This is a genomic window from Undibacterium umbellatum (assembly GCF_014284125.1).
Taxonomy (GTDB): Bacteria; Pseudomonadota; Gammaproteobacteria; order Burkholderiales; family Burkholderiaceae_D; genus Undibacterium; species Undibacterium umbellatum.
On the sequence record NZ_JACOFX010000002.1, the window covers coordinates 425,431 to 437,603 of the forward strand.

General features: G+C 48.3%; 10 protein-coding genes. 9 read left to right on the top strand and 1 reads right to left on the bottom strand.

Features of this window, described 5'->3' with window-relative positions; all coding sequences use genetic code 11:
• Window positions 1-67 precede the first annotated feature (67 nt).
• The 4 genes from H8L47_RS30215 (at window position 68) to H8L47_RS06395 (ending at window position 3,986) form a co-directional block, all read left to right on the top strand.
• The gene (locus tag H8L47_RS30215) at window positions 68-2,065 is read left to right on the top strand and encodes a S9 family peptidase (RefSeq protein WP_186952441.1); all 1,998 of its coding nucleotides are present in this window, start codon (window positions 68-70) and stop codon (window positions 2,063-2,065) included.
• A 169-nt stretch (window positions 2,066-2,234) separates the two neighbouring features.
• Window positions 2,235-2,726 carry a Cys-tRNA(Pro) deacylase gene (gene ybaK / locus H8L47_RS06385; RefSeq protein ID WP_186952443.1) on the top strand — a complete coding sequence of 164 codons (492 nt, stop codon included), beginning with the start codon at window positions 2,235-2,237 and terminating at the stop codon, window positions 2,724-2,726.
• A 99-nt stretch (window positions 2,727-2,825) separates the two neighbouring features.
• Window positions 2,826-3,455: a glycerol-3-phosphate 1-O-acyltransferase PlsY gene (gene plsY, locus H8L47_RS06390; protein WP_186952445.1), complete on the top strand. Its 630-nt coding sequence runs from the start codon at window positions 2,826-2,828 to the stop codon at window positions 3,453-3,455.
• A gap of 72 nt (window positions 3,456-3,527) precedes the next feature.
• Window positions 3,528-3,986 (top strand): cache domain-containing protein, encoded by a 459-nt coding sequence (locus H8L47_RS06395; protein ID WP_186952447.1) that lies wholly within the window; start codon window positions 3,528-3,530, stop codon window positions 3,984-3,986.
• Between the two features lie 20 nt (window positions 3,987-4,006).
• Here H8L47_RS06395 and tsaD read toward each other — a convergent pair whose 3' ends face one another.
• A complete protein-coding gene (tsaD, locus tag H8L47_RS06400; RefSeq protein WP_186952450.1) occupies window positions 4,007-5,035 on the bottom strand; it encodes a tRNA (adenosine(37)-N6)-threonylcarbamoyltransferase complex transferase subunit TsaD in 1,029 nt (342 codons plus the stop codon).
• Between the two features lie 141 nt (window positions 5,036-5,176).
• Between tsaD and H8L47_RS06405 the strand changes: the two genes are divergently transcribed.
• The 5 genes from H8L47_RS06405 to H8L47_RS06425 all read left to right on the top strand — a co-directional run bounded on the left by H8L47_RS06405 (window position 5,177) and on the right by H8L47_RS06425 (window position 11,843).
• Window positions 5,177-5,845, top strand: a complete 669-nt coding sequence (locus H8L47_RS06405; RefSeq protein ID WP_186952452.1) for an ANTAR domain-containing response regulator — start codon at window positions 5,177-5,179, stop codon at window positions 5,843-5,845.
• Window positions 5,846-6,236: 391 nt separating this feature from the next.
• Window positions 6,237-7,406: a CmpA/NrtA family ABC transporter substrate-binding protein gene (locus tag H8L47_RS06410; RefSeq protein ID WP_370868672.1), complete on the top strand. Its 1,170-nt coding sequence runs from the start codon at window positions 6,237-6,239 to the stop codon at window positions 7,404-7,406.
• A gap of 9 nt (window positions 7,407-7,415) precedes the next feature.
• The gene (gene ntrB / locus H8L47_RS06415) at window positions 7,416-8,315 is read left to right on the top strand and encodes a nitrate ABC transporter permease (protein WP_186952456.1); all 900 of its coding nucleotides are present in this window, start codon (window positions 7,416-7,418) and stop codon (window positions 8,313-8,315) included.
• Between the two features lie 2 nt (window positions 8,316-8,317).
• Window positions 8,318-9,130 carry an ABC transporter ATP-binding protein gene (locus H8L47_RS06420; RefSeq protein ID WP_186952458.1) on the top strand — a complete coding sequence of 271 codons (813 nt, stop codon included), beginning with the start codon at window positions 8,318-8,320 and terminating at the stop codon, window positions 9,128-9,130.
• 412 nt (window positions 9,131-9,542) lie between these two features.
• Window positions 9,543-11,843, top strand: coding sequence for a putative bifunctional diguanylate cyclase/phosphodiesterase (locus H8L47_RS06425; RefSeq protein WP_186952460.1), 2,301 nt, complete (start codon window positions 9,543-9,545; stop codon window positions 11,841-11,843).
• The last annotated feature ends 330 nt before the right edge of the window (window positions 11,844-12,173 follow it).

Here is a 12,173-nt window from a genome sequence, read left to right on the forward strand (position 1 = left end):
CTGCCGTACTAAGCACGGCGGAATAAAGATAGCGCGATAAAAACAGATACTAATGAGGGACAAAATCGTGAAAAAACAAATTTTCAAGGCTGTTCTCGCCAGCATGCTATGTGCGGCGGGTGCAGTGAGTTTGCCTGCTTATGCAGATAAATCCATATCCATAACGGATTTTTTTAAGAAGGCGCAATTCAGCGGTCGCCCTGTGTTGTCACCTGACGGCCAAAGTATGGCAGTCCTTGTACCTCGCAATGGGCGTTTTGCATTGGCGGTAATTCCTCTGAGCTCCCGTCAACCGAAAGTGGTGGCAGCCGATGTGGATTGGGACATAGTCAACCCCCGTTGGGTTAATAATCAACGTCTGGTGTTCAGCCTGAGCCGTGGTAGCGATGTGGTCATGGAAGACAATGACGGCGGTGGTTTGTTTGCCGTCAATTCAGATGGGTCTTCATTTAGAAAACTTGTACCTACCATGAAAGAGGCAAGAGGCGGGAATATCGCTTACAAGCCTTATTCAGTATTGAGTCGTGTCGATGAGAACAGTAACGACCTGATTGTGGTTAATAATCAGCGTGGCCGTGATGCCACATTGGGAGCCTCGGATGTGTTGCGCCTGGATACGACAACCGGGAAAACCAAGCTCCTGACTTTTGATAACCCAGGCAAGGTGGGCGGTTGGTTACTTGATCATAATAATGTCATCCGAGTTGCGGTCTCGAATAATGTTGATCCAGACAATAAGCGCATCAGGCAGACTGTATATTACCGTGACGGTGACACTAGCCCTTGGAAAACGATACATCAAGCTTATCTGGATGAAGGCAAGGAAATGAATCCTTTGGGATTTGATTTCGATAACAAGACCATGCTGGTAGCGGGACGTTTCAATGGTCGTGACAAATCTGCTGTTTTCATTTGGGATTTTGCCAAACAGACGGTGGGTGAAATGGTCGCAGATCACCCGGATGCAGATGTTGCTGATCTTGCGCTGGATTTGCAACGCAAGAAGCTGGTCGGTGTCAACGTTGAAGCAATGATGCCAGAAAGCATCTATTTTGATGAAGACTACGCCAAGCTGGATGCCAGCTTGCGTGCAAGCTTTCCAGGTCAAAAGGTGGTTTTTGACTGGAGAGGCAAAAACGTCATAGTTTATGTTCGTGGCGACAATAATGTGGGTTCTGCCTATTTCTATGACACTGAAAAGAAAGCGCTTGAACTGGTCTATGTTGCCAAGCCTGAGCTTGAAGGCAAGAAATTGTCTGCCCAGAAAGTCATTAACTATGCAGCCAGGGATGGTCTGAACATACCAGCTTACCTGACTCTGCCTGAGGGCATGCCAGCTAAGAACTTGCCATTGGTTGCTTATATCCATGGTGGCCCGCATGCGCGTGATGGGTATGGTTATGACCCTATGACTCAGATGCTGGCTTCTCGTGGATATGCAGTGTTTCAACCTCAGTTCCGTATGTCTACCGGTTTTGGCTGGAAGCATCATACGGCTGGCTGGAAGCAATGGGGCCTCGCCATGCAGGATGATATTACTGATGGTATTGAAAACCTCGTCAAGCAAGGCATCGTAGATAAGAATCGTGTTTGTATCATCGGTGCCAGTTACGGTGGATACGCGACTATGTATGGTCTGGTAAAAGACCCGGATCTGTATAAATGCGGTATCAATTGGGTGGGTGTGACGGACGTCAAGATGTTGTTTACCGTGAACTGGTCGGATATGTCTGGTCCCGTCATGGATAATCTCGGGGCGAAAATGCATGGCGATCCTAAAACAGACGATGCCTATTTCCAGAAAGTGTCAGCGATAGAAAATGCCAGCAAGATCAAGGCACCTGTCCTGATGGCTTATGGTAGTGAAGACATACGTGTACCTTTGATCCACGGTGAAAAAATGCGTGACAAATTGAAAGCGCAAGGCAATACCGTGGAATGGATGGTCTTTGCTGGTGAAGGTCATGGCTGGGCAAAAGAAAGCAATCGTATCAAATGGGGTGAATCTGTCCTGAATTTCATCGACAAATATATTGGCGATAATTCTCCGGCAGCCAAAAAATAATGGCCACAGACTAAAGTAAATTTGCAGCAAATCTTTAACCGACAAGTTCGCTTGTCGGTTTTTTTTCGGGCCTTGATGCGCCAATTATGCAAGTTCGTCATCGAAGGCTATAATTTGCAGCGGCATTACAGTCGTATTTTTTCGCAAATCCTGTTTTTGAGAGTGTAATTTGGCTAAAAAAGAACATGTATCGGTCACGCAGGCTACCCAATTGCTACGCAAGCACAAGGCAGAGTTTACTGAACATCCCTACGCCTATGAAGAACATGGCGGCACCTCAGTGTCGGCGCGTGAGTTGGGTGTGGAAGAGCATCATGTGGTCAAGACCCTGGTGATGCAGGACGAAGCCGCCAAGCCCATGATCGTGCTCATGCATGGCGACAAAAAAGTATCCACCAAGAACCTGGCCAGACAGATTGGCTGCAAGTCAGTAGAACCCTGCAAGCCAGAAGTCGCGCAAAAGCATTCGGGTTATCTGATTGGTGGTACTTCACCATTTGGCACGAAGAAGACCATGCCCGTGTATGTGGAAAGCAGCATCCTGGCGCTGCCAAAAATTTATATCAATGGTGGTCAGCGTGGTTACCTGATTGGCATTGCGCCAGGTTTGCTGGAAAGTCTGCTACGGGCGCGTGCTGTGGAATGCGCGCTGGATGAATAGCATATCGCTTGGCCTCGGTTCCAAGAATTTTGTCCGGCTAGTCATTTCTGGTACTCGCCTGGCGTATACTTGCCGGGCATTTATGAATGAAGGAATAAGATGAATACAATTCTGGCTGCAGTCGCAGCTTATCTGATCGGTTCTTTGTCATTTGCTGTCGTCGTCAGCAAATTGTTTGGATTGGCTGATCCGCGTACGTATGGCTCAAAAAATCCCGGTGCTACCAATGTGCTGCGCAGCGGGAACAAGGCCGCAGCCGTGTTGACCTTGCTGGGTGATGCATTCAAAGGCTGGCTGGCGGTATGGCTGGCGATGATGTTTGAGGACCAGTTTCAACTCGGCGACAGTGGTGTCGCCATTGTTGCACTGGCCGTATTTATCGGCCATTTGTGGCCCGTGTTTTTCAAATTTGTCGGTGGCAAAGGGGTTGCGACTGCTGCGGGTGTCCTGATCGGTATCGATATCTGGCTGGGCGTGGCGACTCTGGCGACCTGGATGATCGTTGCATTTGCTTTTCGCTATTCTTCACTTGCCGCTTTGATCGCATCGATTTTTGCGCCTTTTTACTATGGTTTGCTGTTTGGTCCGGATGTAAAAATGCTGGCTGTAGCTATCATGAGTGGCTTATTGGTGTACCGACATAGCCAAAACATAGCCAACCTCATCGCAGGCAAGGAAAGCCGTTTGGGCAGCAAAAAGGCTGCAGCAAAAGACGAAAAGAAAAAATAAATCTAGATTATTTTGCAACTCTAAATTATGATGAAAAATAACATTTGTTTATCATAATTGGGAGGGCTTATCTTGAAGCGATTTGTCAAACTGTGGATAGCCAGTTTTTTGTTACTGGCTTCCTTAAGCCTTTCAAGCTGGGCTGCAGATCATGGTAGTGCCAATGAAGCCAAAGCCATGGTGCAAAAAGCCCTTGATGCCATGAAAAAAAACGGTATTGACGCGACCATCACTGAAATCAATAAGCGCGATGGTCAATATATGGACCGCGACTTGTATGTCGTCGTGTATGACATGAATGGCAAAAATCTCGCCCACCTGAATCCCAAAATGGTAGGCAAGGAGATGATAGATCTGACTGATGTCGATGGCAAATTCTTTATACGCGAGCGTATAGAATTAGTGAAAGCCAAGGGCAAGGCCTGGCAGGATTATAAATTCGTTAACCCTGTCAGCAAACAGATCGAGCCTAAATCCATGTATGTGGAAAAATTCGAGAATGTGATTGTTGGCTGCGGTATCTATAAATAGACGGGCAGCCTGAGTCCTGATCAGGCGGCGACCAACTCCTGAAGCGGCCAGCGCGGCCTGACATTGAAACCATAATCCCGCGTTGCGAGATCGGGATTGTTTTTTAAACGCATGGCACCCGCAAAGGCAATCATCGCGCCATTGTCGGTACAAAATTCCAGCTCAGGGTAGTACACCAGGAAACGCTTCTTCGCTGCCGCTGCATTCAAAGACACACGCAATTGCAGGTTCGCGCCGACTCCGCCAGCAATGACCAGACGCTTCAGGCCACTTTCCTTCATTGCAGTCGTGCACTTGGCCGTCAGCACGGCGACGATGGCATCGACAAAGCCACGCGCAATATTGGCTTTATCCTGCTCACAGATATTCGCGGGGTGATTTTTGACGACCGTCAGTACCGCTGTCTTCAAGCCAGAGAAGCTGAAGTTCAAGTCTTTTGAATGCAGCATGGGGCGCGGGAATTGGTAGGCTGCCGGATCACCAAATTCTGCCATGCGTGAAATCGCCGGGCCGCCAGGGTAAGACAGGCCCAGCAATTTGGCTGATTTGTCAAAAGCTTCACCGGCAGCATCGTCCAGGGTTTCGCCCAGCAGTTGATAGCGACCAACGCCATCAACACGCATCAATTGGGTATGTCCGCCGGATACCAGCAGGGCGATGAAAGGGAATTCAGGTGGCTGGCTGGCCAATAAGGGGGACAGCAGATGACCTTCCAGATGGTGGACGCCCAGCACGGGTTTATCCAGCGCCATTCCCAGACCACATGCCACTGAAGCACCGACCAGGAGTGCACCCGCCAGGCCTGGCCCCTGAGTATAGGCAATCGCATCAATGGCTTGCTTATTGAGGTTTGCCTTGCTCAGGACTTCGGTGAGCAAGGGCAGAGCGCGGCGTATGTGATCGCGTGAGGCCAGTTCTGGCACGACGCCGCCATATTCCTGATGCATGGCGATTTGTGAGTGAAGGGCATGGGCAAGCAGGCCACGCTCTGTGTCGTACAGGGCAAGACCGGTTTCGTCACAGGAGGATTCAACGCCGAGAACTATCATGTTTGTTTCTAAATAGAGGGGTAAGTCATTGCACCTGCGGGCAAGAACGCAATACGTGGTTTCTTTACATGCCAGGACCGAAGATTGGAGCGATTCTTGCTAAGACTCGTATAACGTAATTATATCTGGCATGGGCCATCAATGCGCAGCAAAGCAAATAATGACAACGCGACAACATCAACTTCGCCCAGTCTGCGGATCGTGGTAGTGAATACTGTTATCCAGAGCGAGGATGAATTGCATGAGGACGCTCAGGCGCAATTGGCGCGTTCGCGCGCCTTGCGTATAGGCTTGTTGCAAGCGGGTTATAACATCATCGCCGTCATTCCCGGTGACATGTATATGAGTGAGCGCATCGCCCAGTTGCAGCCCGACATGATCATCATCGATGCAGAGTCAGATTCGCGGGATGTACTCGAACACATGGTCATGCTGACCCGCGATGCCCCACGCCCCATCGTCTTGTTTACTGAAGACGGTAGCCAAACCAATATGGCGGCCGCCATGGAAGCCGGGGTTTCTGCCTATGTGGTTGCTGGCTTGCAGTCGGAACGTATCAAGCCTGTGCTGGATGTTGCGATGGCACGCTTCAATGCCGATCAAAAGCTGCGCAGCGAATTATCTGATACCAAGGCCAAGCTGCAAGAGCGCAAGACGATAGAGCGCGCCAAGGGTTTGTTGATGGAGCGTCATCATTTGTCGGAGAACGAGGCATATCAAAAAATGCGCAAGCAAGCCATGGAAAAAAACCTCAAGCTGGTTGATCTGGCGCAGCGCATGCTTGATGTGGCTGATTTGCTGGGCGGCTGAGCCAGACTTGTGCGTGTTAATGGTGCATTGCGTCATTTGGGTGCGAGATTTCGAGGAACTTTGTTCCTCGGGGCTGGCCAAGGGATACAAATCTAGTTGATTTAGTTGGCACGGCAATTGCTAAACCAAAAGCAGTGCCAAAGCTGGTGCTAACGAACAAAGTGAGTCTGACTAACGGCGGTCACCTCATCAGACAAAGGTGTCTTTCCATACGGTTTTACCGTTGTGGGACGATACCTTTTTTCATTATGGATACCACTTACGCTGGAGTGCAGACATGTCGAATCAGGAAACTTCTATCAATCTCAGCAAGACGCAGGAAGAAAATGAACCGAATTTCAAACGTCGCAGTTTCTTGCAAACTGCTGCACTGGCAAGTGGGGCAGGCATCATGGGCTTGAGTACTGGTGGAGTATGGGCAGCAGGTTCAGATAAACCAGAAAAAGAAGAAGTACATATCGGCTTTATTCCGCTTACTGATTGCGCATCCGTGGTGATGGCATCGGTACTCGGCTTTGATAAAAAATACGGTATCAAGATTATCCCCAGCAAAGAATCTTCATGGGCCAGTGTGCGTGACAAGCTGGTCAATGGTGAACTGGATGCCGCCCATGTGCTGTATGGCCTGATCTATGGTGTGCAACTGGGTGTAGGCGGGAATAAAAAAGACATGGCTGTGTTAATGACGCTGAATAATAACGGCCAGGCCATTACCCTGTCTAAAAAACTGGCCGACAAAGGTGCGGTTGATGGCGCAGGCTTGGCCAAGCTCATGCAAACCGATAAACGTGAATATACTTTTGCGCAGACTTTCCCCACAGGCACTCATGCCATGTGGCTTTATTATTGGCTGGCTGCACATGGCATTAATCCCATGAAAGACGCCAAGGTTATTACTGTGCCGCCACCACAAATGGTGGCGAATATGCGGGTCGGGAATATGGATGGCTATTGCGTGGGTGAACCCTGGAATCACAGGGCGATCGCTGATGGCATAGGCATTACTGCAGCGACGACACAAGATATCTGGAAAGACCATCCTGAAAAAGTATTGGGTACCACTTCGGAATTCGTGCAGAAGTATCCAAATACTGCACGCGCAGTTGTGGCAGCGATACTCGATGCCAGCCGCTGGATAGATGCGTCCTTGTCCAACAAGAGCAAGATGGCAGAAACCATTGCGGATAAATCCTATGTGAATACCTCTGTCGATGTCATCAATCAGCGTATTTTGGGACGCTATCAAAATGGCCTGGGCAAGACCTGGGACGATCCGAACTACATGAAGTTCTTTAACGATGGTGCTGTGAATTTCCCTTATCTGTCGGACGGCATGTGGTTCCTGACCCAGCACAGACGCTGGGGTCTGCTGAAGGCCGATCCGGATTATCTTGCGGTGGCAAAAGCAGTCAACCGTATCGACGTTTACAAGGATGCAGCGACCATGGCCAAAGTATCGGTACCAAAAGATCCCATGCGCAGCAGCAAGTTCATGGACGGTACGGTCTGGGATGGCAAGAATCCGGCTGCCTATGCAGCTTCTTTCAAAATCAAGGCATAAGGAGTCGTGATGAATACCTTGGTACATGGAGCAATATCTGCAAAAGACGATACCGCCAGTGCAACAGCAACAGGGACGGAAGTAAAAGTGATAAAGGCAATCAAACCCAAAGCCGAAAAAAAACCACGCTCTTTCCGGCCTTTTTTTCTGAGTGTGTTGCCGCCTTTGTTTGGCATAGGTATGCTGATACTGATATGGGAAATCATTGCGCTAAAGAATGCGACTTTCCCTTCACCATGGGTGACTTTACAGGAAGCCATCAAGGTATTTTCTGATCCCTTTTACCAAAAGGGACCAAATGACCAGGGCATAGGCTGGAATATTTATGCCTCTCTGAAGCGCGTGGCAGTCGGCTTTGGCCTGGCTGCGGCAGTGGGTATACCGCTGGGCTTTTTGATAGGCCGTTTCAAGTTTTTATCTGGCATGTTTAATCCCATCATCAGTCTCCTAAAACCAGTTTCACCGCTGGCATGGCTGCCTATCGGTTTGCTGGTATTCAAGTCTGCCCACCCTGCGGCGATCTGGTCTATTTTTATATGCTCAATCTGGCCCATGATCATCAATACAGCGATCGGTGTACAGCGGGTGCCGCAAGATTATATGAATGTCGCCCGTGTGTTGAATTTGTCTGAATGGAAAATCATTACCCGCATCTTACTACCTTCAGTGTTGCCGTATATGTTGACGGGTGTCCGGCTGGCGATAGGTACGGCATGGTTGGTCATTGTCGCTGCTGAAATGCTGACGGGTGGTGTGGGTATAGGTTTCTGGGTGTGGGATGAATGGAATAATCTGAACGTTCCGCACATCATTATTGCCATTGTCGTCATTGGCCTGGTGGGGCTGATACTGGAACAAATACTGGTGGCAATAGCACGCGCCTTTACTTACGAAGATGTGGGGACATGATCATGAATGAAAGCGACAACAAGTACCTGCAGATCAATCAGGTTGAAATGATCTTCAATACCAAGAAGGGTAGTTTTCATGCGCTGCGCGATATCAATTTGAATGTCAAAAAGGGCGAGTTCATTACCTTGATAGGTCATTCTGGTTGCGGTAAATCGACGCTGTTGAATTTGCTTGCTGGCTTGACGACGGCCAGTTCTGGAACCTTGTTGTGTGCCAACAGGGAAATTTCTGGTCCATCACCAGAACGTGGCGTGGTGTTCCAGAACCATTCTTTATTGCCCTGGCTGACCTGTTATGAAAATGTCTTCCTGGCAGTGGAACGCGTGTTTGGCGCGACGGAGAATGGCACGAAACTGCAAAAGCGTACCATGCAAGCATTGTCACTAGTAGGTTTGACGCATGCAGAAAAAAAACGTCCGAATGAAATTTCTGGAGGCATGAAGCAACGTGTGGGCATCGCCCGCGCACTGGCGATAGAGCCAAAAGTTTTATTGATGGATGAACCATTCGGCGCTCTCGATGCGCTGACGCGTGCGCACTTGCAAGATGAATTGCTGAAGATTGTCGCAAAGACTCAATCAACCGTGGTCATGGTCACGCATGATGTGGATGAGGCAGTCTTGCTTTCTGACCGAATCGTCATGTTGACCAATGGTCCTGCGGCAACCATAGGTGAAATTTTGGACGTGGATCTGGAAAGGCCGCGCGACCGGGTGGCACTGGCGCAAAATCCAAAATATGCAGCCTACCGTACTGAAGTATTGGAATTTTTATATCACCGTCAATCCCATCCTGCGCATGATGCGGCTTGAGTCTTAGGCAAGAACAAAAGCTTACTCTTTCTCAAGAGTAAGCTTTTGTTTTCTCATTTACACGGCATTGGTAAGCAATGTTTCTGCAGGTAAATGCGCACAGGTTTGTCATACCCAAAATTTCAGCAATATGAAATATAAATATCTAATCAATTTGCCTAAAGAAAATTAGTTTTCATTTTTTATGCGGCTAATTGTGACAATATGTGCAGAATTAAACTAAATCTATGAGAGAATGCATAATCCTTTTGGAAACATTTTTTTACAGGTTCACGGTAATCTGTTGATGTAAAATTGGCAAGAAATACCTGATAGTGAATTCATTGCTTCTGCTTAATATAGTTGCATAATTGTTCATGTATTCGACCGTTTTTTGGCAACAGCTTCTGGTTTCTTTTTTTGATTACATGACATGTTTCGCTGGCTTTTTTTTAATGAAAGTGCATTAACGCCTGCTGAGCACGCTGCATGGAAATTAAGTGCACTACGTATCATTTTGATGTCTGGCTTTGTGCTGGAGGCGGCAGTAGCGATTCACAGTTCTCTGGACGCAATCGCAGTTGGTGCTTATCAGGTGCTGTGGGTGGTCGGCTTTTTCTATGTTGTGCTGGCATTGGGTTTGTACTATTCATCCCGTCATTTACGTGCTGGCGCCGCCATACTCATCGGTACGGTGTACGCGTCTGCATTTGCCATCGTTTGCCTGATCAATCACTACGAGATTGCCAAGTTTGGCTATATCTTTATCTATACCACGCCAATTATTGCCCGCTTGTTCTTTGGCACCCGGTTGGCCCTGGGGCTGATGGCTTTCAATGTCCTGCCTTTTCTCTTGCTTTTGCTGAACCGGCCGTTGCTGAACATACCCGGATTTGATATCACTCTGCCAGCCAGCAATACTTATATACAATCCCTGCTATTCCTGTTCTTCAATGCCTGTGTGCCCCTGGCTGTTTTTCGGGTCTTGCATGAGCTGGACGTTTCAGCACTACGTTACCGCCAGGCCAGTGCAGCACTGGAAGTCAGCCATGCGCAGTACGAAGAGGTTTTCCAGAACGCGGGAACAGCCTTGTTGTTGACCGACGCCAGCGGGCAGATTTTGCAGGCGAATCAGTTAGCCAATAGCTTGCTGGGGCGCGAGGCGGATGACGACGACGACCGTGCCTTGTTTGGCTGGTTGTCGCTGGATAATAGTGTGCGCATGAAAAGTCCGAACGCTGAGGAATCGGAAAACATGCGCATGTCGGCTTATCGAACGCGTGATGGCAAACTGGTTGCACTGGAAAATATTTCACAGACCTCTACTGATCACTACATTGTCGCCTTGCGCGATGTTTCTGGCCTGCATTCCATACATCATGCCTTGCAACTGAGCTTGCAGCGTGAAGATTATCTGAGCCGCCATGATGCACTGACCAATTTACCCAACCGCGACATGTTGCGCAGTCATTTGCAAGCGGTACTTGCCAATAGTGACGAGACTAAAGTCACTGCTTTGGTGTCTTTCCGACTCAATAGCATACGTCATGCGAATCAACAATTTGGTGCGCATACCGGCGATATTTTGTTGCGCCGTTTTGCCGAAGAATTGTCGCACGCTTTGCCCAAGAATTGTTTCTGTGCCCGCTTGCGCAGCATCGTCTTTTCTTTTGTTGTCGAGAATTCCCGCACGCCAGGTGAAATTATCAAGCTGGTGGAAAAAGTCAGGAACAATTTACCCAAGGAATTGGAAATCAATGGTGAAAATCTGTTGATACAGTTCTCTGCCGGCATTGCGCTGGTCAGGCCAGAAGATCAGGAAGCAGATGATCTGATACGCCGTAGCGAAGTGGCGCTGGATACAGCACGCCGCTCCAGCGATCAAAGCGTGACCTTATTTGATGAAGAAGATGCCTTGCAAATACGCCGCAGCGTAGAAATTGAAGTTGGCATCGTCAATGGTCTCAAGCAAAATGAGTTCCGTCTGGTGTATCAGCCCAAGGTTGACAGGGAGGGCAAGATTGCTGGCCTGGAAGCCTTGTTGCGCTGGGAGTCACCGAGCCTGGGCAGTGTTGCGCCGGCAGAATTTATTCCGATTGCAGAACGTGCTGGTTTGATACGCCTGATCAGTAACTACGTCATGACGCAGGTGTGCTTTCAGGTCCGTGACTGGTTGAACCGTTTTGCCGATTGTCCTGTCATTGCCTTGAATTTGTCAGCTACAGATATCGCCCGTAATGACTTGTTGCAACTCATAGAAAATTGCTGCAATCGTTATGATGTTGCGGCATCGTATATAGAATTTGAAATTACAGAGACTGGCTTGATCGCCAATGAGGCCCTGACCATACATCATCTGGATGAACTCAAGGCGCGTGGCTTCAATATTGCGATTGACGATTTTGGTACTGGATATTCATCCCTGTCCAAGCTCAGCCACTTTCCGGCGCAGAGCGTCAAAATCGATCGCTCTTTTGTGGCACAGATAGGTTACAACAAAAAGAGCGAAATGATCATCAAGGCCATTATCTCACTGGCTAACATCTTGTCTTGTCACACTGTTGCCGAAGGTGTTGAAAACGAGGCGCAAGAAAGCTTCCTCAAAGAGATAGGCTGCGATTATTTTCAGGGATATTATTATTACAGGCCGCTGGAAGTTTCAGCACTGGAATTATTACTCACTGAAATGCCTGCCAAAGAAGCTCAAGCTTCCTACCAGTTCAAGCTTGCCTGAGTATTTTCCCCCACATTTCCTGCCCATGCATAGATGCTATGTGCAGGAAAAATTGTGCACTTGCGGGAATTCGCATCACAGTAATTAACAATCCCTGTCAACGTCTTCCACGCGATCGCGTTGGATAGTGTAGATTGTTTATTTATGTGGCGTTGGGCCTGGCTTGATTCTTCTCACTTAATTTGTTTTCCTGATTTTGTTTTTGCTTATTTCCAACATTTTGCACAGAGTAACAATTTCGTCTGCACGTTTTGATAATTTCAACTACACTAAAGTTGTAGTGTGCTGGCTGGCAATTAATTTGAGTTGATTTGAATTGGTTTTTAATTG